Annotated in this window: 20 protein-coding genes; 1 reads left to right on the top strand and 19 read right to left on the bottom strand. The window is 43.8% G+C overall.

All coding sequences use genetic code 11. The features are described 5' to 3' along the window. Nucleotides 1–234: 234 nt before the first annotated feature. From CARFE_RS0106620 to CARFE_RS0106720, 19 genes are all read right to left on the bottom strand, one after another. Entirely contained in the window at nucleotides 235–687 is a 453-nt protein-coding gene (locus CARFE_RS0106620) for a hypothetical protein (RefSeq protein ID WP_028052176.1), read from the bottom strand. Continuing rightward, entirely contained in the window at nucleotides 662–2371 is a 1710-nt protein-coding gene (locus CARFE_RS0106625) for an MrcB family domain-containing protein (RefSeq protein ID WP_218852495.1), read from the bottom strand. Before CARFE_RS0106625 ends, CARFE_RS0106620 begins: the two co-directional genes overlap by 26 nt. A gap of 83 nt (nucleotides 2372–2454) precedes the next feature. Further along, nucleotides 2455–2583 (bottom strand): hypothetical protein, encoded by a 129-nt coding sequence (locus tag CARFE_RS16700; RefSeq protein ID WP_281170181.1) that lies wholly within the window; start codon nucleotides 2581–2583, stop codon nucleotides 2455–2457. A 795-nt stretch (nucleotides 2584–3378) separates the two neighbouring features. Further along, nucleotides 3379–4011: a flavodoxin family protein gene (locus CARFE_RS0106640; protein WP_028052178.1), complete on the bottom strand. Its 633-nt coding sequence runs from the start codon at nucleotides 4009–4011 to the stop codon at nucleotides 3379–3381. 151 nt (nucleotides 4012–4162) lie between these two features. Beyond that, nucleotides 4163–4939, bottom strand: a complete 777-nt coding sequence (locus tag CARFE_RS0106645; protein ID WP_028052179.1) for an alpha/beta fold hydrolase — start codon at nucleotides 4937–4939, stop codon at nucleotides 4163–4165. A 17-nt stretch (nucleotides 4940–4956) separates the two neighbouring features. After that, complete coding sequence (locus tag CARFE_RS0106650; protein WP_028052180.1) at nucleotides 4957–6384, bottom strand: 4-hydroxyphenylacetate 3-hydroxylase family protein; 1428 nt, start codon at nucleotides 6382–6384, stop codon at nucleotides 4957–4959. Nucleotides 6385–6454: 70 nt separating this feature from the next. Next, complete coding sequence (locus CARFE_RS0106655; protein WP_028052181.1) at nucleotides 6455–8095, bottom strand: long-chain-fatty-acid--CoA ligase; 1641 nt, start codon at nucleotides 8093–8095, stop codon at nucleotides 6455–6457. Between the two features lie 67 nt (nucleotides 8096–8162). Next, nucleotides 8163–9305, bottom strand: a complete 1143-nt coding sequence (locus CARFE_RS0106660) for an acyl-CoA dehydrogenase family protein (RefSeq protein ID WP_028052182.1) — start codon at nucleotides 9303–9305, stop codon at nucleotides 8163–8165. A gap of 128 nt (nucleotides 9306–9433) precedes the next feature. Further along, nucleotides 9434–10729 (bottom strand): DUF362 domain-containing protein, encoded by a 1296-nt coding sequence (locus tag CARFE_RS0106670; protein WP_028052183.1) that lies wholly within the window; start codon nucleotides 10727–10729, stop codon nucleotides 9434–9436. After that, entirely contained in the window at nucleotides 10726–12372 is a 1647-nt protein-coding gene (locus CARFE_RS0106675) for a long-chain-fatty-acid--CoA ligase (protein WP_028052184.1), read from the bottom strand. Before CARFE_RS0106675 ends, CARFE_RS0106670 begins: the two co-directional genes overlap by 4 nt. 120 nt (nucleotides 12373–12492) lie before the next feature. Next, on the bottom strand, nucleotides 12493–13293 hold the full coding sequence (locus CARFE_RS0106680) for an enoyl-CoA hydratase/isomerase family protein (protein WP_011344631.1): 801 nt from the start codon (nucleotides 13291–13293) through the stop codon (nucleotides 12493–12495). Between the two features lie 21 nt (nucleotides 13294–13314). Then, nucleotides 13315–14475 carry a glutaryl-CoA dehydrogenase Acd gene (gene acd / locus CARFE_RS0106685; RefSeq protein ID WP_028052185.1) on the bottom strand — a complete coding sequence of 387 codons (1161 nt, stop codon included), beginning with the start codon at nucleotides 14473–14475 and terminating at the stop codon, nucleotides 13315–13317. Between the two features lie 65 nt (nucleotides 14476–14540). Further along, nucleotides 14541–15728, bottom strand: a complete 1188-nt coding sequence (locus CARFE_RS0106690) for a thiolase family protein (RefSeq protein ID WP_028052186.1) — start codon at nucleotides 15726–15728, stop codon at nucleotides 14541–14543. 15 nt (nucleotides 15729–15743) lie between these two features. After that, on the bottom strand, nucleotides 15744–16517 hold the full coding sequence (locus CARFE_RS0106695; protein ID WP_028052187.1) for an enoyl-CoA hydratase-related protein: 774 nt from the start codon (nucleotides 16515–16517) through the stop codon (nucleotides 15744–15746). An 18-nt stretch (nucleotides 16518–16535) separates the two neighbouring features. Then, complete coding sequence (locus CARFE_RS0106700; protein ID WP_028052188.1) at nucleotides 16536–17405, bottom strand: 3-hydroxyacyl-CoA dehydrogenase family protein; 870 nt, start codon at nucleotides 17403–17405, stop codon at nucleotides 16536–16538. A gap of 53 nt (nucleotides 17406–17458) precedes the next feature. Then, nucleotides 17459–17887 carry a Zn-ribbon domain-containing OB-fold protein gene (locus CARFE_RS0106705; RefSeq protein ID WP_028052189.1) on the bottom strand — a complete coding sequence of 143 codons (429 nt, stop codon included), beginning with the start codon at nucleotides 17885–17887 and terminating at the stop codon, nucleotides 17459–17461. Nucleotides 17888–17898: 11 nt separating this feature from the next. Next, nucleotides 17899–18906 (bottom strand): hydroxymethylglutaryl-CoA synthase, encoded by a 1008-nt coding sequence (locus CARFE_RS0106710; RefSeq protein ID WP_028052190.1) that lies wholly within the window; start codon nucleotides 18904–18906, stop codon nucleotides 17899–17901. A 2-nt stretch (nucleotides 18907–18908) separates the two neighbouring features. Continuing rightward, nucleotides 18909–20084: a thiolase domain-containing protein gene (locus CARFE_RS0106715; protein WP_028052191.1), complete on the bottom strand. Its 1176-nt coding sequence runs from the start codon at nucleotides 20082–20084 to the stop codon at nucleotides 18909–18911. Nucleotides 20085–20100: 16 nt separating this feature from the next. Further along, a complete protein-coding gene (locus tag CARFE_RS0106720) occupies nucleotides 20101–21255 on the bottom strand; it encodes an acyl-CoA dehydrogenase family protein (RefSeq protein WP_011344639.1) in 1155 nt (384 codons plus the stop codon). 169 nt (nucleotides 21256–21424) lie between these two features. On the opposite strand from CARFE_RS0106720, the gene CARFE_RS0106725 reads away from it, so the two are divergent. Next, nucleotides 21425–22210, top strand: a complete 786-nt coding sequence (locus tag CARFE_RS0106725) for an IclR family transcriptional regulator (RefSeq protein WP_028052192.1) — start codon at nucleotides 21425–21427, stop codon at nucleotides 22208–22210. Nucleotides 22211–22225: the final 15 nt, after the last annotated feature.

Genomic DNA, 22225 nt, shown 5'->3' on the forward strand with positions numbered 1-22225 from the left:
ATGCCTTGGATATGGTCTATGAGTATGCTGGTGGCATTGCCCGGAAAATCAATAACCTGTGCATTGCTTGTCTAATGGCAGCTGCAGCCGAACAGAAACGGCTTATTGATGACCGTATGGTCAAGGTAGTAATTGAAAATGAATTTTCTGTATAAAATTATGCCAATGGCCAGGCAGTATAAAAAACTGCCTGGCCAAATAAAGTGAGCAATATTTGCGGCCACTTAATTTGAGCTAAATGTGGTCAATTAGTGTGAGCGGTAACAATAATATTTTGTCTTTATTTTTTACCTTAAAAACTGTATGACCAACTTCTCCGGAAAAATTAAAGCTTCCCACAATAACCTTGCCATATTGACAAAATGAATTTTTTATTTCATCGCTAATATGATATATTTCGATGTCAATGTCTTCTTTTTTTTCTAAGTACATTTGATATAAATTTTCCTCAAAAAAAGCTGGCATCATTACGTTACCATTATTAATTGCTAAATTTCCAAAACAATCAACGGTCTTTACAATGCATGATCCTTTTCCAAAATATTGCACATCAAAATATGCTTCTTGATTAAAATTTATTTTTAAACGTACCACTTTTTGGTTTTCAATTTTTCCGCTTATAACTAATTCAAATTCATCAGTAGTAATAGACATTATTGTTTTAAATCCAGTAGGAGGTGAAACCATCTTCAAATCTCCTCAACATTTCAATTATTTTTTTCGCACTTTTTTTATAAGTTGCTTCTCCCAAAAATTTCTCGGCATCTTCAATATATGATGGTAAATCGGCAATTTGATGATTAGGGTTACAGAAGTTATATAGTTCAATCAATATTTCCTTTATTTTTTGTTCACTTCCAACAATTGTCGGTAAAATCTTTTGCATTATTTGGTAATCAAAAGCTATTTCTTCATCTAAAAGTTGCAACTTTTTATTGTATAACATGTAAAATACAATTTCGTCTCTTACCCGGTATCCAAAATGTTTATTGGCTTTTTTCAATATTTCATTTAAATGAGTGATTTTATTATTGATAGTTTTTACATATTCAATATCTTCTTTTAAAGCATCTTTTATAGTTAGATAATCACTCCTAAAAAAGCTATTGTCTAGTTCTTCATAACCAATTTCTATTTGTTCATCAGCATTAACTATAAAATGCTCCAAGTCAAAATCTACCTCGGAAAATTCAATGGTGTTTGTCCTGTCCAATACTTTCCTACTAAAAGAATAAGTAGTATCATCCATATTAACGGTTCCTATTAAATATAAGTTCTGCGGTATCGTTATTCCATTTACAAATTCTAATTTATCAGTAATTATCTCATTCCCACTAAATTTCCTGGATTCTATTAAACTTAAATAATCACTCAAGTAGTACTCAACTCTTGCCAGGTTCATTTCATCTAAACAAACAAAATAAGGTTTATCGGTTTCTATTTTTGCTTTTTCAATAATCTTTGTTAAGTATCCAGGTACAAATTCATCTTTTATATTCTTATACCCAAACAATTCGCTATTATCGTTCCAATCAGGTCTAACTGGTATTATTGAAAAACGGCCATTTTCAGTGGTTGCTCCAACTGCTTCAGCAAATAACCTCACAAGTTTTGATTTTCCTGTTCCGCTTATCCCAGCTAAAATTACAAAAGGTTTTGTTTTAAGTGACAAATAAAAATTGCATAATTCTTCATATGAGTAATTGAAACCTTTAGATTGTATATAGTTTTTAATTTTTTGGATAATTTTATTGGGTTCTTGCCCTTTCATTTGAACACTTCCTTTAATATAGTCGTTCTTGCCTAAAAAGATATTATGATAATATACTTCATATTTATCAATTAATTCTTTCAAATCATTTAAAAGAATATTTTCTTCAGGCATATTGTCCCGAGAATACTCTTTATAAAAAATACTTCCTTCCTCATAAAACACATAACCAATTTTCAACTTATTATCAATTTTAAAACTACCATTTGGGATGTTCCTTCTAATTTCCTCCCGCGTTTTAACTAGCTGATCAATAACAAGTTTCTTCTTTCTAAATTCTTCAATTAATTTTGTACAACCTTGATTTAAGGTTAAATAAACCCTTTGCATATCTTCAGAAAATAAGTAAACAATATAAACCCCTTCCTGAATGCTATTTGTTATTTTTTTATTATAAATAGCTACCCAAGGATATTTTGTCCAAACTCCCTGACCAGCTGAGCCTTTAACTTCATAAATATCATTGTTTACGTATTTTCCTAAATAATCTTTAAAATCATAAGTTAACACTTTATAAATCCTTACATTTTTACTAAATTTATTTTCATTTGTTTCATTCTTGTAATTATTTAGGACATCAAGTAACAATTCTCTTAACATAATTCATCACCACTATTTTTTTGAATTATTTTATATATGCATATATCCTAATTTATTCATTTCAACAACAGTTATGAAACAAATCACTCATAATAAAAGAACCAGGCGCCATCCTCATATTTATCTTTATAAAACTGGGATACTTTTTTACCCATTTTAATATAGCGTTCTCGTAAAAGATTGGCAATTTCTTCGGTACTTCTTATTTTCATGTATTCTTTGCCTTCCTTGGTTTTGCCTTTTTCCATAGTAGGTTTTATTTTTACACTTCCTTTAGCTACCGCTTTTTCTTCTGGTTTTTTTGTTTTTCTTCCGCTTTTTCTCTATCTTTTCCAGGATAGGCATTTTGGCAAAAGACTTAGCGTTTATAATACGATTTGCTAAATCTTCTATTTCGGAAAGTGAAATATTGTTTTCTTTTTGCCTCGAAGATATATTGATAAAGCAAGGCCGTTATCAAGTACCGGCATGATGCAATCTACGGTTTTTAACCAATCCGTATTCTATTTGAATAAACTCATCTTCCAGCCGCTCTAAAACAACATCGTTTATTATTCGCCACTCCGAAGGTAATAATAGAAAAAATTTTTAAATTTATCGTACTACTTTTTTTGTTCAAGGTTATAAATTATATCCGCCGCAAGCTTTAAGATTTTACCAAGAAACCCTGGAACAGCATCGTCAATCTTTTCTTTGATTTTCTCTTTTTCCCCGGCATTTTTCGGCAATATTTTTTTTTATAAAATTCTTCTTTGATTCCCGATTTTGTTTTAAAAGCTTAGCTGGCACCTTAACGTTCCAATTACTTGATATTTTTTGTTTTAATTTTCCTACCTCTTCATGGTATTAATTCACCCTAACTTTCTGCTTTTTATATTTAAGAAAATTCCAAGTTATATAATTCTTTCTCTTCCTTGTTTTTCCTGCATTTTTCTAAAATAAAACCCCCTTTTCAGGGGGTATAGTCAGTCTTAGATACGACCTCTATCTTTATCATGTTACAGCGTTTACCGAATAAAATTGGTATATACCTTACTTTCTTTCTCCGGAGCTTCGATCTCACCTTTGCTTTTTGCTATGAGCTTTAAAAGATAAGCCATGTTTTTTCCGAGGACCCTCATAATTTGCACTCCCTCTTCATCCTGCAAAGCTTCTCCGGGTTTGGTGCCGTGGATGACATTCCAGTAGTTGCTGGTTGGAATAAACATCTCGGCATAGTTTAGATAGTGATTTAACTGGTCAAAGGCTGATATCCCGCCCGAACGCCGGACTGCTACCACCGCAGTACCAACTTTATGCCGGAAAAGTCCGCCGTTGGCGGAAGCTACGTAAAACGCCCGGTCTAAAAACGCTTTCATAGTCGCAGTTATACCAGAATAGTGGACGGGGGAGCCTAAGATTATGCCATCCGCCTCTTTCATTTTTTGAATCCAGTCGTTTACTTCATCGTCAATGGCACATCTTTCGTTTTTATTCCTTACACACTTGCCGCAAGCAAGACAGCCTCTTATCACCTTATCCCCCACCTGGATTATTTCTCCCTCAATGCCCTCTTTTTCTAACTCCGCCAAAACCAGCTTTAAGGCTTGATAAGTGTTTCCGTTTGCTCTGGGACTGCCGTTAAATGCTACTACCTTCATCTTCCTCTCCCTCCTGAAGCTTTTTTCAAATTATAACATTTTATCCTTAAGTCGCTCAATAAAAGAAAACATCTGCCAGAGCAAGGTAATTTCCTTTTGCTAACAATAGGAGTTTAAAACCCCCTGAAATTTCCCTCAAGGGGTTTAAGTTTTAGCTTTTAAAGAAGCTTTTTAAGATATCCAATACTTCCGGTACTTCTTCAAAAAATCCGTGGCCGGCAGGGCTAAACTTTATTAAACGGGAGTTCGGAATGTGTTTTCGCAGGATGTCGGAGTTTTCGTGGTGCAATATCTGATCTTCCATCCCGGTCATGATTAAGGTTGGGGCAGTGATTTTATTTAAATCATTGAAACTATCAAAGTTCAAAATAGCATTTAGCTGGCGGAAAAAACCTTCCCTGGAAGTGGGAAGTTTCATGTAACGCTCCACAAATAAATCAATTACCTGTGGGTACTTTTTAATTGTTTCTTCACAGAAGATTAAGTTAGCGGTTTTGCGGGCCCGCTCCTCCAGGGAAGTATCTTCCCAGAGAAGAGCCTGGGAAGGTATCCCGTGTTTTACTCCGCAAAAAGTACAGCCCAGTACCAGTTTTTCTACCCGTTCCGGATATTTAATGGCAAAAATCTGGGCAATCATCCCGCCCATCGAAATGCCAAAAATGTGAGCTTTTTCTATTTTCAAGACATCCAGAAGTTCCTTTAAATCATCGGCATTGGTTTCTATAGTCCAGGGCTCTTCAGGGCAGTCGCTTCTACCTGCTCCCCGGTTGTCCGGTAAAATGAGCCGGAAGTCCTCACTCATCTCAAAGACAAACCGGTCGCTCCACCAGTCCGCATTGCCTCCTAAACCCATGATGCAGAGAAGCGGTGGACCGCTTCCGTGTTCTTTATAAAACATCCGAATACCGTTAACCTCAGCATAGGGCATCTAAATCCCTCCATTTCTTATTCTTTTATCCCCGCTAAATATTTAGCCAGCTTTTTCTTTTCTTCAATATTATACTGGCCGTAAATTGTAATCTTTTCCATTATGGGAGATCCTCCACCATGGACTCCCGCCACCTGTTTTACGCCAGCCTGGGCTGAAACCAGAAGGTCACTTATAAATCTAAAGCAGCGGTGCTGATTTTCAGCAGATATTCCCGCTTTCCGCATGATGTACTTCTCCAGATAGCCCTTAGTTGCTTCGTTGTAAAAGTCGCCTTCCGGCGGCAGGGTTGCGGGTAGTCCACCGGCCAGCTCCGCCAGCAATTCAAATTCACGGTAGACATTAACCCCGGCATGATAGCGGGCAACGTTGGCGTAAACTACTTCCGGAATATATGTTCCGGATGCTGCTCTCTTAGCTTTAACTCCTGCCGCAATCCCGGCACCATAGACAAGCTCGGCAACAGCGATAAGTTCAGCTAAGGCATCCCGGACGTGCGAAGCTTTTTCCACGCCGTTGTATTCGGCCACCAGAGCTGCAGTACCCATGATGATATCCGTTACTGCCGGTTTACAGCCGGTATAACTGTGGCGGTGGTAGGTGGCAAACAGCAGGGCTAACTGACCGGCATACTGCCATTCCCCGCACATAAAGACCCGCTCCCAGGGAACAAAGACACGGTCAAAAACTGTCAGGGAGTCAGCAGAACCATAATTGGCATAGGGTGCATCTAATTTCTGGCGGGGACGGGGATTGGAAATCCTGATAATCTGGGTTATCCCCTCGGCATCCGCCGGAACTGCAAAGGCTACTGCCCAGTCTTTGTCTTTTTCGGTCATCATCCGGGTTGGTAGCACAATTATTTCATCGGCATAGGGAGCTATGGTATTGTGAGCTTTAGCCCCCGAGACAACAATCCCGTCCTTTCGTTTCTCAACCACCCGCAAATAGAGGTCAGGGTCAGCCTGCTGGTGAGGACGAAGAGAACGGTCGCCTTTAACGTCGGTTTGCGCACAGTTGCCCACCAGATCGTTTTCCTGGTAGTATTTAAGGTAATTTAAAAAACGTTCGTGGTAATTGGTACCGAGAGCATCATCCATATCTTTTGTTACTACCGATAAAGCGTTTAAAGCATCGATACCCATGCAACGCTGGACACAGCCGCCCACTCGCTGGCACATAAACCGGGTCATTTCCTGCTTTTTCAGTAAATCTTCCGGACTTTGATGGATATGGGTAAAGCGGTTTATTTTTTTCCCGGTAAGGTGCGAGGTTGCTGTTAATAACTCTTCATACTGCGGGTCGGCGGCATAATTAAAGGTCTCACAGATAACATTTATCCCGGGTCTTAATCGCGGGTCGTCCCGGCCTATTAATTCCCCGTTATAGTAAACGTTTTTCCGCATTTTAAACAGTTTTTCCATATATTCCTCTGCTGTTCGCATTACCTAACTCCCCCCTCCTTATGTTCCTCGCCATCTGCCAAATTAGCCAGCACAGCTTTTTCTACCGGGGCTAATTTCTTTGTTGTTTTTTTAACTCTTCTTCCCGTAACTGCCGGCGTAAGACTTTACCCACGGCAGTTTTGGGAAGTTCGGATCTGAATTCCACCAGGCGCGGCACTTTGTAGCGGGCCAGGTGAGCGTTGCAGAATTCAATTACTTCCTGCTCCGTTAAGGTTTCTCCCTCCTTTACGACAATAAACGCTTTGACCGTTTCACCGCGGTAAGGATCCGGCACACCTACTACAATCGCTTCTTTAACTTTGGGGTGCTGATAAAGTACCTCTTCAACTTCCCGGGGATAAATGTTGTAGCCTCCCGCAATAATCATGTCTTTCTTCCGGTCAACAATGTAGAAAAAGCCGTCTTCATCCATTTTGGCCAGGTCGCCGGTATAAAGCCAGCCATCCTTTAAGGCTCTGGCGGTCTCTTCGGGACGGTTCCAGTAGCCTTTCATCACCTGCGGACCTTTTACAACCAATTCACCAATCTGTCCGGGCGGTAATTCCTCTCCGGTTTCGATATCTACTATTTTGGCTATGGTATCGGAATAAGGAACACCAATTGAGCCAATTTTTCTGGTCCCTCTTATGGGGTTACAGTGGGTCACCGGAGACGCTTCGGACAAGCCGTAGCCTTCCACAACCACGGCACCGGTAACTTCTTCAAATTTGGTTTGTACTTCCACAGGAAGCGGTGCGGAACCACTTACACAGACATTTATCGACCTTAAGTCGTATTTCGTCAGGTCCGGGTGGTTCAGTAAAGCTACATACATTGTGGGAGCGCCGGGGAAGGAAGTTGGACGGTAGCGCTGGATGTGTTGCAGCAGGAGAGTTGCATCAAATTTGGGAATTAAAATCATCGTTCCGCCAAAGCAGGTGGCCAAATTCATGCAGCAGGTCATTCCGTAGACATGGAAGAGAGGCAGGGCTGTTAAGATTCTCTCCTGGCCGTCAAAGAAGATACCGTTAGAAAATTCTCTCACCTGATAGACATTGGCCACCAAATTTTTATGGGTCAGCATTGCCCCCTTGGAAATACCTGTTGTTCCGCCGGTATACTGTAATACCGCCACATCGTCGGGAGTTACGGTAACTTCAGGAGAATTGGGTTCCGAGTCGGAGATTAAATCATTAAATTTATAAACTCCAGGTCCAAATTCACCGGGATAGGTGCCGATTAGTGGGATATTGACCACTATGAGATTTTTAAGAGCGGTATTTCCTTTTACCGCGTTAGCTCTCGGGTACAAAACATCCAATAAAATAATGGTCTCGGCACCGGAATCGTTTAACTGGTACTCCAGTTCCCTTTCCACATACATGGGATTTGTCTGGACCACAATGCCCCCAAGGGTTAAGATGGCAAAGTAGCTTATCACAAACTCCGGACAGTTGGGAAGCATCACCGCCACCCGGTCACCTTTTTTAATGCCAAGTTTACTTAAAGCGTTTGTAAACCGTTTTATTTTTTCTCCCAGCTCCTTATAGGTCATTTCCTGCCCCAAAAATACAGTAGCCGTTAACCCAGGATATTTTTCCGTGGTTTCCCAGAAAAGCTCATGGAGAGTTTTTTCCGGATAGTTAAGACTCGCCCTGACCCCTTCGGAATAATGTTTTAACCAGGGTTTAGCCTGATATACCGAACCCATAAAACCCCTCCTTGAAATGGATTTAATTTTTAAAATTTTCTAAACATTCACCTTAAAAAATTTTTTCTCAATCTTTCAAAAGTTCCCGGCCAATTACCAGTCTTTGAATCTGGTTGGTGCCTTCGTAGATTTGCGTAATTTTCGCATCCCGCATCAATTTCTCCACCGGATAGTCCCGCATGTAGCCGTAACCGCCAAGGATCTGCACCGCATCCACCGTAACCCTCATCGCTACATCACTGGTAAAACATTTCGCCATCGCGCCCTCTTTAGTTGCTTTCATGCCCTGGTCCAGCATCCAGCAGGCTTTCCAGACCAGCGCCCGGGCTGCTTCAATCTGCATCGCCATATCGGCCAGCATAAATTGAATTGCCTGAAATTCGACTGTGGGACGGCCAAACTGTTTTCGCTCTTTAGCATATTTAAGCGCTTCATCTAAAGCCCGCCGGGCAACCCCTACCGCCGTTGCCCCAATCATCGGGCGCGTCTGGTCTAAAGTTTGCATGGCAATCTTAAAACCGCTGCCCACCTCCCCCAAAACATTTTCCCTGGGAATCCTGACATTCTCCAGTATCACCTCCGCTACGTGAGACGCCCGGTCGCCCATTTTCTTTTCTTTTTTTCCGCCATAAATCCCCGGCGTATCCCCCGGAACTAAAAAAGCCGTAATCCCCTTTATCCCTTTACTCCGATCAACGGTTGCAAAAACCGTGTAAAGGCTCGCCACCCCGCCGTTGGTGATAAAACATTTTGTCCCGTTTAAAACCCATTCATCCCCTTCCAGCCGGGCGGTGGTTTTAATGGCGGAAACGTCAGAACCGGCTTCCGGTTCGGTTAAGCAAAAAGCTGCTAAGTTGGGTTTGGCGCAAAACGGTTTTAGAAACTTTTCCTTCTGCTCTTCGGTCCCGGCAATTAAAAGCGGAGTCAGTGCCAGGGCGTTATTCCCAAAGGTTCCGTTTATCCCAAGACAGCCGTAAGCCATTTCTTCAGCAACAATAGCTTCGGTAATAAAATCCACTCCCTGCCCGCCGTACTCCACCGGAACATGGAGATTCATAAGTCCGGCTTTAAATACTTTTTCAATCACCTGCCAGGGTATTTCTTCCTTTTCATCGTATTCCGCGGCAATAGGAATAATTTCTTTTCTGACAAAATCTCTGGCCATCTTTTGAATAGCTTTTTGCTCCTCCGTTAATTCAAAACTAATCACTGCCTTCCCCTCCCTTTTTATTTTTCAATAACCCTTCCCGGATTTGGTCTACCGCAAAAATCAAACCGGTGGTTTTTTCCCCGAAATCCAGTGTTTTGCACTGAAGGTCATTCATTTACTTCAGGAATTTAGCTTATCGAATAAAGTTCTAAATCAAAGCCTTCTTCTTTTTTGTAACGGTTAAAAATGTAGTGCCGGTAATTTACGTATTCGTCATAATTGCAAAAGATACCGGCTTCCTTGAGGCCTTCTTCAAGGTCTTTTATGGAAGGCGGACAGCCTTTTAAAGCAATGGCATGTTTTATATTGGGATTATCTTTGTTTAATTCACAGACACATTTGCCAAATAAAACGGTATAGTCAAAGCCCGGTGACGCGAGCTGCCTTTTACCGCTTACCACTTCTACATTGGGGAAGGGCTTACCTTTAAAAGCCGACATAAACATTATAAGCATGGGGTTATACATTCCCGAACAGCCGGTACAGAGGGAACTATCGTATTTTCTGATGGCAATTCCGGTTATACCCCTTTTGGCAAAACCAATGGGCCCTAAATCCCCCTCCTGCCATTCCCAGTCGTAATCAATAAATTGCCGGTGGGCGTTAAGATCTTCACCTCGAATTTCCAGATTTTGCAGGTCAAGGCTTCTCCCAGTTAGACCGGCAAAATAGCGTAAATGCTCTATTTCCTCTGCCCGGTAGCCTATGATTTCTGCCCCCGCGATATCGGCCGCTAAAATGTCCGTCGAGGCAATAATTAAGTTTTTGCGGTAGGCTTTGCCGGTAGGACCCGGACCTTTTTCTAAGACAAATACACCGTCAATAATTGTTAGAGCAACAGGTAACCGGGTAGCTAAATGAGGAAAGGTATGTTCTAAATCCCAGTCTTTACCGTGGCAGTGAGTTTTGGAACGGCGGCTAATCGTACCTTTTAGATTTTTAATCCCCAGGGAAATTTTGCACTGGTTGTGGGTTTTTAAGACCGGAAGGTTAATGATTTTATCGGCTTTTAAAGCTCTATTGGCTACCGAAAGCTTAATGGGGCCAAAATCTATTTCCGTAAACTTTTCTTCATTAAAATCTACCAGCTCCACACCGTACTTTTCCGCCAGCTTTTCATAACCCAAAACCTTAAAAATTTGCCTTCCCATGGGGCGAGGGTTCATAAGAGAACCCTCGCCGATTGTCAGCCGGCTAAATCCTTCTTCTTTGAGAATTCGAACCAGCGCCGCCATAACCGCCGATGTTGTCACGACCCCAAAGGGCGGAAAGGGCAGGTTAAAATCCCAGGAAACCAAGTTGGGCTTTATTAAAATTTTGTCATCTTTTTTTAAACCCGAAAGGCCATCACAGAGTTCAAGGGCTTTTCTCAGAGAATGATACGCATCCTCAAACTTTACAATTGAAACCACCGGTTTAGTCAAGATTTTTCACCACCATGCTTTTTTAGTTCTTCCTCCCGCAGTAGACGGCGTAAAACTTTACCCACGGCAGTTTTCGGAAGTTCGGATCTGAATTCCACCAGGCGCGGTACTTTATAGCGGGCCAGGCGAGCGTTACAGAAGTCAATTACTTCCTGCTCCGTTAAGGTTTCACCATCTTTAACCACAATATAGGCTTTGACCGTTTCTCCCCGGTAAGCATCGGGAACACCCACCACAACCGCTTCTTTAACTTTGGGGTGCTGGTAAAGTACCTCTTCTACTTCCCGGGGATAAATGTTGTAACCGCTGGCAATAATCATGTCTTTTTTCCGGTCAACAATGTAGAAAAAGCCATCTTCATCCATTCTGGCAATGTCGCCGGTGTATAACCAGCCGTCTTTCAGGACCTGGGCTGTTTCTTCGGGACGATTCCAGTAACCTTTCATCACCTGCGGTCCTTTTACTACCAGCTCGCCAATTTCTCCCGGCGGTAAATCTTCCCCTGTTTCTAAATCAACGATTTTAGCAAGGGTATCAGGATAAGGTACGCCAATCGAACCAATTTTTCTTAAGCCGCCAATTGGATTTAAGTGGGTTACCGGTGAAGCTTCGGACAAACCGTAGCCTTCCACCACTATGGCCCCGGTAATTTCTTCAAATTTTGTCTGGACTTCTACCGGCAGAGGCGCGGAACCGCTGACGCAAACGTAGATGGACTTTAAGTCATACCTGGTAAGATCCGGATGGTTCAGTAAAGCAATATACATGGTAGGAGCACCGGGAAAAGCGGTAGGACGGTAAAGATCGATATGCTCTAAAATAAGGCCTGCCTCAAACCTGGGAACTAAAATCATGGTACCACCAAAGCAAGTAGCTAAATTCATGCCTGTGGTCATTCCGTAAACATGGAAAAGAGGTAAGGCAATTAAAATTCGCTCCTGTCCGGGAACAAAAAGGCGATGGGAAAATTCCCGCACCTGGTAAGCATTAGCTACTAAATTTTTATGGGTTAACATTGCTCCCTTCGAAACGCCGGTCGTTCCGCCCGTATATTGCAAAACTGCCACATCATCGGGGCTTACCGCTACTTCCGGAACATCCGGCTCACTGTTTAGCACCAAATCATTAAAGTGATAAACTTCCGGGCCAAACTCACCGGGATATGTTCCGAGTTGTGGAATATTAACTACAATAATATTCTTAAGCGAAGTGTTTCCTTTTACCGCCCGGGCTCGCGGGTATAAAACATCTAACAAAATAATCGTTTCGGCACCGGAGTCGTTTAAGTAATACTCAATTTCCCGCTCGACGTACATGGGATTAAGCTGAACGACAATCCCGCCCAGAGATAAGATGGCAAAATAGCTCATTACAAACTGGGGAGAGTTGGGAAGCATAATTGCTACCCGGTCGCCTTTTTTAATCCCAATTTGACTTAAGGCCCGGGTTAACCTTTTTACTTTTTCACCAAACTCTTTGTACGTCATTTTTTCACCCAAAAAAATGGTTGCGATAATTCCCGGATATTTTTCAATCGTTTCCCACAAAAGTTCCGGTAATGTTTTTTCCGGATAGTCGATGTGCGGTCTTACCCCTTTCACATAATGCTTTAGCCAGGGCATTGCGGTATTTTCGGCAGCCATAAAACCCCTCCTGATGAAATAATTTTTTTAATTTTCGTAATATCCGAAAAATTTTAATCTGATTGGTGCACTCATAAATCTGGGTGATTCTACATCCGGCATTAATTCCTCTATCTTCATCTACTTATCTTCTGTCATAAAAACCGGAGGCCGACGTTCCTTTATAGCTTTTAATCCTTCCCGGTGGTCATCGGTAAACTGGGCGATAGCAAAGTGCGAAGAAATCAGATCTAAAGCAGCTCTTAAATCCATCCTTAACCCCTGATAAACCGCTCTTTTTATCATTCTAATCGCCACTTCCGGCCCTTTTACCAGCCGTTCGGCAAATTTATACGTCTCTTCCAGTAATTTATCATCAGGATAAACCCGGTTTACCAGTCCAAGTTGATGTGCCTCCCTGGCATCGATAAAATCTCCGGTCCAGAGAAGTTCCAAAGCTTTTGCAATACCAATAAGACGGGGTAAGAAGTAAGCTCCTCCATCCCCCGGAACCAGGCCCAACCTGATATATCCCTCGGAAAAGCGGGCAGATTCCGCAGCAAAACGCAGATCACACATCAGTGCCATATCAAGCCCGGCTCCCACCGCCGTACCATTGATAGCCGCAATTACCGGTTTATCGATTACCTCCCATAACAAAAGCGGTATTTTCTGAATATGCTTCCAGATAAAATTTTTACTGGCAAGAGGAGTGCTTTTAGCTGTTTTTTCCAGTAATTCTAAATCTCCACCGGTGCAAAAAGCTTTGCCGCTCCCGGTTAAAACAATAACTTTTACAGCGTCATCCTGCTGGCATTCCTGTAAAAAATTAACCCACCGGTCAATCATTTCTAACGTAAAAGCATTCATTTTTTCAGGACGGTTTAAGGTAATAGTGGCAATACCCTCTTTTTTTTCTAATAAAATTTCCTGAGCGCTCATCTTTCCCCCCCTCGAACAATCTTAATTACGGTTAGCCTTACGGTAGCCCAGGGCATCCTGGGCTAAGATAAGCTTATGAATATTGCTGGTTCCTTCCACTATCTGGTAGTACTTGGCATCGCGAAAATAGCGCGCTACCGGGTACTCTTCCGAATACCCGTAGGCACTAAAAATTCTTAAAGCATAATCGGCACATTTGCTGGCGGTTTCACCGGCAAAAAGCTTTGCCATTGATGTTTCCCGGGTATTTGGTACTCCTTTATCTTTTAGAAAAGCCGCCCGGTAAGTTAAAAGTCTAGCCGCTTCAATCTCCACCACCATCTGGGCAATCCAGTCCTGAATCATCTGAAACTGGCCAACTTTTTGCCCGAACTGTTCCCGGGTGTTGGCATATTCAACAGCAGCATCCAGGCAGGCCTGAGCTACCCCAACCGCCCCAGCGGCTGAAGCGAGCCTGGTATCATCTAATTGCTGCATGCAAATTTTAAAACCCTGCCCTTCCTGCCCTAATAAGTTTTCCCCGGGAATCCGGACATTTTCAAAAGTAATCGCCCCCACCGGTGACGCCCAGTTTCCCAGTTTTTCCTCAATGGGTTCAATAGTGACACCTTCGCTGTTTAAGTCCACAATAAAAGCCGACATCCCTTTGGCCCTCCGGGATGGGTCGGTATAAGCATAAACCAAAGCAATATCCGCTACCGGCGCCAGGGAAATCCACATTTTGCTCCCGTTTAAAATATAATAATCCCCATCACGGATAGCTTTTGTGGTCATTGAAGCTACGTCAGAACCAGCATTGGGTTCAGTAATAGCAAAACATCCTATTAAAGCACCACTGACAAGACCGGGTAAATACTTCTTTTTCGCTTCTTCAGTTCCGTAACGGTAAATAGTAACTCCAGGACCTAAAGTATTGGCAGCAAAGATAATTCTAAGAGAACTGTGCACCCGGGCTATTTCTTCACAGAGGATTGCTATCGCCAGATACCCCTGACCATTACCCCCGTATTCTTCAGGAATAATGCACCCTAAAAACCCAAGCTCGCCCATTTTCTGCACCAGGTCCCGGCGAAAACGATGAGCTTTATCATCGGCATCAGCTGTGGGTTTTACTTCTTTTTCGGCAAATTCCCGGGCTAAACGCTTAATTGCCAGTAAATCCTCCGGTAAATCAAAGTTCATGCCCCTCACTTCCTTAACCTTTTTAAAAAAGCGGCCAATTCCTTTGGCCGCTTTATTTGGTGTGTTTAATCGTCGATATTTTCAATGATGGTAGCTACTCCCTGACCTCCACCGCAGCAAGCGGTTATCAGAGCATATCTACCCTGACGGCGTTTTAGTTCATAAACCGCTTTAACCACCAGGATGGCCAGTGACGCCGCAATCGGGTGGCCTAAAGCTATTGCTCCGCCATTGGGATTAAATTTTTCTTCATCCCGCCAGTCAATGCCCAGTTCCCGGCATACGGCAATTGACTGAGAAGCAAAGGCTTCATTTAGCTCAATAACATCAATGTCATTTAAAGTTAAGCCGGTTTTGGCCAAAACCTTTTTCACTGCGGGAACCGGACCAATCCCCATAATATTGGGATCAACCCCGGCAGCTGCATGACCTACTATTCTGGCCATAGGCTTTAACCCCAATTTTTCGGCTTTCTGCCGGCTGGCAATTAATAAAGCAGCGGCGCCGTCATTTATCCCCGAAGAGTTGCCAGCAGTTACGGTGCCGCCGGGCTTAAAGGCTGGCGGAAGTTTGGCCAGGACTTCGAGGGTAGTATTCGGCCGGGGATGCTCGTCCTGATCAAAAATTACCGGGTCTCCTTTTTTCTGAGGAACCACAATGGGAACAATCTGCTCTTTAAAGCGCCCCTCCTGGATGGCCCGGGCGGCTTTTTTCTGGCTTAAATAGGCAAACTCATCCTGCTCTTCCCGGCTGATCTGCCAGCGTTCCGCAACGTTTTCCGCCGTAATTCCCATGGGAGGGTCGCCTATTTCTGCTGGAGCTAATGTTCTTCTTGGTATCCAGGCAGGAGCGGTCCGCTGAAAGGCTTCAGTAGGCCTTTCCATCAGGTACGGCTGGCGGGTCATGCTTTCCACTCCACCGGCCAGATAAAGCTCGCCAACCCCGCCCCAGATAAGAGAAGCCGCTAAATTTACAGTAGTAGAACCGGACCCGCACTGCCGGTCTACCGTTATCGCCGGTACTTCAAGCGGCAACCCAGCTTTAAGCCAGGCTACCCGGCCCATACAGCCCACAGCCCCCAGGCAGTGGCCAAAAATTACCTCATCCACCTCTAAAGGGTCTTTTAAGCCGCTTCGTTTAATTACTTCTTTAATTACCTCCGCCGCATAAACCTCCGGCGGCAGGTCTTTTAATGCTCCTTTTTCTTTGGCAATGGGCGTTCTTACTGCCCCCACAATTACCGCATCACGCATTTTTCCCCTCCCCTTTTACCGGCCTTTAAAATTCGGCGGCCGTTTTTCAAAGAAAGCAGTTCTTCCCTCCACCGCATCTTCACTGCTAAACGCCACTTTTGAACCTTCTTTCTCAATTTTTAACCCTTCTTCTATTGAAGTATCCAGCCCTAAAGTTACCGCCTTTAAAATTTCCCGCATAGCAATGGGCGCCCCTTTGGCAAGCTTAGCTGCCAGCGCCCGGGCTTCTGTCAGTACCTGGTCCTTGGGTACGACTTTGTTTACCAGACCGTACCTTAAGGCTTCTTCTGCCGTTATTGGCTCTCCGGTAAGCATTGCTTCCAACGCTCTGGTTTTACCAATTAACCGGGGTAACCTCTGGGTACCTCCCCAGCCGGGGATAATTCCCAGTTTTACCTCGGGCAGAGCCATGGAAGCATCGTCTGCTAAAATGCGCAGGTGACAGCTTATTGCTAATTCGGTTCCTCCGCCGTAGGAGCTACCGTTTAGCGCAGCAATCACCGGCTTGGGGAAAAGCTCAATTTGCCGGAAAAGAACACTTCCTTCCACTTCCGGTAAAATCCCTTTAGCCCGGTCAGCAAATTCCGTGATATCTGCCCCGGCACAGAAAACCTTGCTACCTTCCCCGCTAATTATTACCGCCCGAATCTCGGGATTTTTCTCAATTTCCTGCAAAGCTTTTTGTAAATCTTTTAAAACTTTCTGGCCAAGAGCATTTACCGGCGGGTTGTTTAGGTAAATAACGGCATAACCGTCCGTAACCTCAAATTTAATTTTTTCAAATTCCACAGCAAATCTCCCCGCTTTCTATTTTTTCTCCTGGGTGTAATCATAAAAGCCTTTACCAACTTTCCGGCCCCATTCTCCTTTAACAAATTTCTCCACTACGGTAGGAGATGGCTTCATGGCAGGATCCCGGCTTTCCCGGTATCTTTCCATTTCAACGTAATAAGTAAGGTCGATACCGGTTAAATCCATTAACCTAAAGGGTCCCATGGGGTGACCAAGGCCAAGTTCCACCGCAGTATCAATATCCTTATAATCGGCTATTCCTATTTCATATAAATAGAACGCTTCAGCCTTAATAGCCGCTAAAATGCGGTTTACCAGAAAGCCGTAAATTTCTTTTTGCAGTAAAACCGGAACTTTGCCCATTTTCCGGGCTACTTCCATCGTCACTTCTGCAGTTTCATCGGCAACATGAGGTCCTTTAACCACTTCAACCAGTTTCATGACCAGAGCAGGGTTAAAGAAATGCATATTTAAAACTTTTTCCGGGCGTTTGGTAACATCGGCAATTTTGGAGCTGACAATGTAGGAGCTGTTGGTAGCTAAAATGGCATGGGGAGGGGTAAGTTCATCAAGCTTTTTAAATAATTCCCGCTTGACATCCAGCTTTTCAATTACCGCTTCAATGACAAAGTCCACATCTTTGCAGGCCTCTTCCAGACTCAAAGTGAATGTCAAATTTTCTTTAGCTTTGGCAGCTGCTTCCTCGGTAAGTTTTCCTTTGGCCACCCTTTCTGGTAAGTAGGTTTCCACAAATTTTTTGGCCTTGTTTAAGATTTCTTCGTTAATGTCGGTGCAGGTGACCTGATAGCCGGCCAAAGCTGCAGCCAGGGAAATCTGGTGACCCATGTTGCCGGCCCCAACAACACAAATTTTTTTAACTTCCATAAAAATACCTCCCTCTTATTCTTTTTTACTGCCGGCAATTACTTTTGCCAGCTTTATTTCTCTCCTTCAAGAACTTTAAACTTGTAACCGTAGCGGATTACGTCTTCTTCCGTGTAAATTTGCCGCAAAACCATCTCCACCGGCATCCCAATTTTAATTTCTGCCGGTACCGGTTCGGTCAATTGAGCTATAATCCGGGGACCTTCCTCCAATTCCACCAGCACCACCGGATAAGCTCCCCGGTATGCCGCTTCTTCGGAAAATTCCGGAGGCGCTCCAGCTCCAGCAATAACGGTATAGGAATAAATTTTGCCGCGCCCGCTTAATTGCACTTCGGTAAAATTATCCAGCGCCCCGCAGAATTTACAGCCAGCCTTGGGCGGAAAAATTATTTGACCGCAGTTGGAGCATTTTAAACCTACCAGGCGGTATCTCTGTTTTACCGCCCGCTGGTACATGGGGATGGAAATATGCGCACCCATGGCTTCACCCCTTATAAATACCTCTTAACTCTGAGGTACTGAATAAAATTTAAATATTTTTTCCCTGAGGCAAGCTTTTCTCGAACCGGCACTCTATTTGCTGTTTTTTTCACTGTCAGGCTAAAAGCTATCACCCCGGCACCGGAACCATAAGCAGCTACAATAACTTTTTCTCCCGGTTTAGCCCGGTCCAGAACTGCCGCCAGACTTAAAAAGGGAGAAGCAGCACCGGTATCACCCGTATTTTCGTAAAGCAGGCCTGGTAGCATTTGTTCGTCGGTAAAACCAAGTTTTTTGCCAGCTTTCAGGGGAAGGCGGCTTTCAATTTCGTGCAATACAGCATAATTGTAATCAGCCGGCTTTAAATTTTCTTTTTCCAAAAGCTCGGTTATCGCCTTTGTTATCAACTTTTGATAGGCCTCACCGGTAAAGGTTTTAACACCGATATCTTTTATTTCACCGCTGCCAGCTTTGCGAAAACGTTCGCCTAAATTTTCCTGGACCAGAGCTACAAAGTTATCTACCACAGCCAGGAGATTTTCTGTTCCCAGGATAAAGGCAGCACTGCCTGCAGCCAGTCCGTGCTCAATGGGGTCTTTAACATTAGCCCTGGGAGCATCAGCCACGATAACCAGAGCTTTTTGGCCAAAGCCTCCTTTTACTAAGCTTACTGCCGTTAAAAAAGCCTCACCGCCGGCCCGGGTAGATTGGCCGTATTCAGCTGAAAATAGATTTTTTTTAAGTCCGAGCATTTCCGCAATACTGCCGGAAAGCAATTTTTCACTGTAAGGTGGACTGGTGGAAGCCCAGGTCAAAAGGGAAATTTCTTCAGGATTTATACCTTCAAAAAGAGCATCCCTGGCAGCAGCTATACCCATCGTTAGCGAATCTTCATCAAAATCGGCAACTGTTTTCTCACTGAAGTTTGCTCCGCAGCTGCCCAGGGCTTTCTGGTATTCGCTCCTGGTTATTCTAAGGCCGGGGAAATAGGTACCGTAACTTACTATCCCCACTTCCATCGCTACCCCTCCCTCCGGTAAATAAACACCGCTGCCGTTCCCCCGGAACCGCCTACATTGTGGGATAAGCCTACTTCGGCATTTTTTATCTGGCGCTCCGGATTTTTGGCCCTTCCCCGGAGCTGGTTAAACACTTCGTATGCCTGACCGCAGCCGGTAGCTCCAATAGGATGGCCCTTACTTTTAAGTCCGCCGCTGACATTTACCGGAAGGCGTCCGCCAAGGTAGGTCTCCCCTTCTTCCAATAGCCTAATCACCTCTCCCTTTTCGCCAAAGCCAAGGTCACCGTAAGCTAAAATTTCGGCAATAGTAAAACAGTCATGCACTTCCGCAAAATCAATTTCTTTTGGAGTTATCCCGGCCATCCGGTAAGCTCTGGCGCTTGCCTGCCGGGTGGCTTTAAAACTTGTAATACTGTCTCGATCCTGCAAAGCCAGGTAATCGGACCCAATTCCATAGCCGATGATAAAGACTGGATGGTCGGTAAACTCTTTTACCCGGTCTTCACTGCAAAGTAAGACAACCGCTGCTCCGTCACTGGTAGGTGAGCAGTCCCACACCGTAAAGGGATCAGCTACCGGTGCTCCCTTTAACACCGTTTCCACCGTTATTTCCTGTCTGAACTGAGCCTTGGGATTCATTTTGCCGTGATAGTGGTTTTTCACCGCTACTTTGGCCAGCTGCTCCCGGGTAAGGCCATATTCCTCCATATAGCGCCGGGCAATTATAGCGTAAATCCCGGCAAAAGTTAAGCCTGCCAGTCTTTCAAACTCGGTATCGCCGGAAATCCCAAGCCAGTATTTGGCTTTGGTCGAAGAAACATCCCGCATTTTTTCAACCCCGGCAACAAGAGCAATATCGCACTGTCCGGAAGCAACCGCATTAATCGCATTATATAACGCAAATCCACCCGAAGCACAGGCATTTTCCACCCTTACCGCCGGAACATTGGGTAAACCCACATGTCCCATTAATAAGGGAGCAAGCTGTCCTAATTGAAAACCGCTGCCGGCACTTAAAGAGCCAATAAAGGCCTGCTGGATTTCCCGGGGGTCAATCCCTTTATCGACACTCTCTATTGCTTCCTTAAAAGCCATAGCAAAAAGCTCTTTAACCCCCAGCTCTGGAAAATCGCCGTAGGGCGTTTGCCCGGCTCCGATGATGGCTACCCGCCGCATGCAAGCCACCTCTTTATTAACCCAGTTCCTTTAAAATCTGGGAGGCTATGATATTCTTCTGAATTTCCGAAGTTCCTTCATAAATTCTGGTAATCCGGGCATCCCGGTAGTATCTTTCAATGGGAAACTCTTTCATATAACCCATGCCGCCAAAAATCTGTACCGCTTTATCGACCACCCGGCCATAAGCTTCCGAAGCAAACAGTTTGACGGCAGCAGCCTCTTTAATGACCTTTGCTCCCTGGTCCACAAGCCAGGCTACCCGGTAGGCAAACCATCTGGTTGCTTCAATATCTACGGCCATTTCCGCCAGCATATGCTGAATAGCCTGGAAAGACGAAATAGGCTTACCAAACTGGACCCGCTGCTGGGCATAACGGGTAGACAGCTCCAGAAGTTTTTGCATGGAACCAACACAGCGAGCAGCCAGTCCTACCCGCCCTTTGGCCAGGATTTTCAGGGCATTGATATAACCTTCGCCGACATTGCCCAGGACGTTTTCTTCCGGAACTTCGCAGTCTTCCAAGATAATTTCCGAGGTATGGGAACCTCGCAGTCCCATTTTTTTCTCAATAGTTCCCACTTTAAAGCCCGGAAAGTTCTTTTCGACAATAAACGCCGTTATCCCACCTTTAGCCCCTTTGCTTTTATCGGTTACCGCAATAATGGTAAAGACATCGGCATCGGGACCGTTGGTGATAAAATGCTTTACCCCGTTTAAAATATAGCGGTCTCCCTTTTTAACGGCTGTTGTCCTGATACTTGCGGCATCAGAACCAGCCTCGGGTTCAGTTAAAGCAAAGGCAGCTAATTTTTTCCCCGAGGCAAGGTCAGGTAAATATCTTCTTTTTTGTTCTTCGGTGCCTAACTCCACGATACCAGTGGTACCAATACCGGTATGCGCACCAATTAAAGTGGTAAAACCATTGGCGGTACGTCCAAGTTGCTCATAAATTATACATTTGCCCAGCATGCCAATGCTGCCCACACCGCCATACTCTTCCGGGATGCTCAAACCAAAGAGTCCAAGCTCTCTTGCTTTCTGGATAATTTCCTCCGGCACCCGGTCTTCTTCATCAATTTGTTGGCTGATAGGGTCGACTTCGTTATCCACAAAATCTTTGACCGTCTGCACCATCATTTGCAGTTCTTCACTGATCGTAAAATCCATAGCGCCCCTCCCTCTTGCTTTTTTGTTTTATATATGAAATAATTGTCTTATATATAGTATAACGGGATTTAAATTTTTATGTCAATAATTTTGCAATAAATTTTAAAATTTTCTTACAATTTTTCTTAAACCACTTGCAGTGTTATGATAAATTAGGAGAGGTGACGTTATGGTTTCAGAAGAAAAAGAAAATAAATCGGGAGCCCCGGCCGTGGAAATGGCTATCAAAATCTTAACTTATTTAAGTAGATACCGGAATAAAAACCGCACCCTTGCCGAAATCTCCCGGGATTTAAATATCAATAAAAGTTCCTGCCACCGGATATTGAAAGTTCTTCTGGATTACCGGCTGGTATCCTACGACAAAAACACCAGGCAGTTCAGCCTGGGATCTTTTTTAATTGTTTTAGGTAGCCGGGCTTCCGAATTCAACGACTACTTAAAAATTGCCAAACAGCATTTAAAAGAATTAGCAGAAACCACCAAACAAACCTGTGTCCTTGTTGAGCCAATCGCCAACAACCGCCTGGTTTACATTGCCAAAGAAGAGCCGGAGGCAGCAGTACGGATTACCGTCAGTATCGGTCAATCGTTTCCGGTAACCAGTGCTTCCTTTGGAAAATGTTATCTGGCCTTCCTTCCAGAAAAAGAAGCCCGGGAAATTGTAAAAGAGGTAGGAATCAAGCAATTTACCGACAAAAGTATTACCAATGTAGAGGAATTTTTTCAAAGTTTGGAGGTAATTCGGCAGCAGGGCTATGCGGTGAGCTTTGAAGAACACACTCCGGGGGTTTTTGGCATTAGCGCTCCTGTTTTTGATAACAGCGGAAGTGTTCGCATGGTTGTATCGTGTATTGGGCTTGCTTCTTCAGTGAATGAAGAAACAATTAATTTTTACGCTGACAAAGTTAAAACTACCGCGCAAAAAATCACCGCTATTTTTTCCGATATGTAACAACACCCCGAAGTT

Origin of the sequence: Carboxydothermus ferrireducens DSM 11255, from assembly GCF_000427565.1 — a bacterium.
GTDB classification, from domain to species: Bacteria; Bacillota; Z-2901; order Carboxydothermales; family Carboxydothermaceae; genus Carboxydothermus; species Carboxydothermus hydrogenoformans.

What these genes read in the sequence shown, in the direction of transcription:
- CARFE_RS0106620 (WP_028052176.1), bottom strand. Translation starts at nt 687, where the DNA reads ATGGTTTCACCTCCTACTGGATTTAAAACAATAATGTCTATTACTACT.
- CARFE_RS0106625 (WP_218852495.1), bottom strand. Translation starts at nt 2,371, where the DNA reads ATGTTAAGAGAATTGTTACTTGATGTCCTAAATAATTACAAGAATGAA.
- CARFE_RS16700 (WP_281170181.1), bottom strand. Translation starts at nt 2,583, where the DNA reads ATGAAAATAAGAAGTACCGAAGAAATTGCCAATCTTTTACGAGAACGC.
- CARFE_RS0106640 (WP_028052178.1), bottom strand. Translation starts at nt 4,011, where the DNA reads ATGAAGGTAGTAGCATTTAACGGCAGTCCCAGAGCAAACGGAAACACT.
- CARFE_RS0106645 (WP_028052179.1), bottom strand. Translation starts at nt 4,939, where the DNA reads ATGCCCTATGCTGAGGTTAACGGTATTCGGATGTTTTATAAAGAACAC.
- CARFE_RS0106650 (WP_028052180.1), bottom strand. Translation starts at nt 6,384, where the DNA reads ATGCGAACAGCAGAGGAATATATGGAAAAACTGTTTAAAATGCGGAAA.
- CARFE_RS0106655 (WP_028052181.1), bottom strand. Translation starts at nt 8,095, where the DNA reads ATGGGTTCGGTATATCAGGCTAAACCCTGGTTAAAACATTATTCCGAA.
- CARFE_RS0106675 (WP_028052184.1), bottom strand. Translation starts at nt 12,372, where the DNA reads ATGGCTGCCGAAAATACCGCAATGCCCTGGCTAAAGCATTATGTGAAA.
- CARFE_RS0106680 (WP_011344631.1), bottom strand. Translation starts at nt 13,293, where the DNA reads ATGAGCGCTCAGGAAATTTTATTAGAAAAAAAAGAGGGTATTGCCACT.
- acd (WP_028052185.1), bottom strand. Translation starts at nt 14,475, where the DNA reads ATGAACTTTGATTTACCGGAGGATTTACTGGCAATTAAGCGTTTAGCC.
- CARFE_RS0106690 (WP_028052186.1), bottom strand. Translation starts at nt 15,728, where the DNA reads ATGCGTGATGCGGTAATTGTGGGGGCAGTAAGAACGCCCATTGCCAAA.
- CARFE_RS0106700 (WP_028052188.1), bottom strand. Translation starts at nt 17,405, where the DNA reads ATGGAAGTTAAAAAAATTTGTGTTGTTGGGGCCGGCAACATGGGTCAC.
- CARFE_RS0106705 (WP_028052189.1), bottom strand. Translation starts at nt 17,887, where the DNA reads ATGGGTGCGCATATTTCCATCCCCATGTACCAGCGGGCGGTAAAACAG.
- CARFE_RS0106710 (WP_028052190.1), bottom strand. Translation starts at nt 18,906, where the DNA reads ATGGAAGTGGGGATAGTAAGTTACGGTACCTATTTCCCCGGCCTTAGA.
- CARFE_RS0106715 (WP_028052191.1), bottom strand. Translation starts at nt 20,084, where the DNA reads ATGCGGCGGGTAGCCATCATCGGAGCCGGGCAAACGCCCTACGGCGAT.
- CARFE_RS0106720 (WP_011344639.1), bottom strand. Translation starts at nt 21,255, where the DNA reads ATGGATTTTACGATCAGTGAAGAACTGCAAATGATGGTGCAGACGGTC.
- CARFE_RS0106725 (WP_028052192.1), top strand. Translation starts at nt 21,425, where the DNA reads ATGGTTTCAGAAGAAAAAGAAAATAAATCGGGAGCCCCGGCCGTGGAA.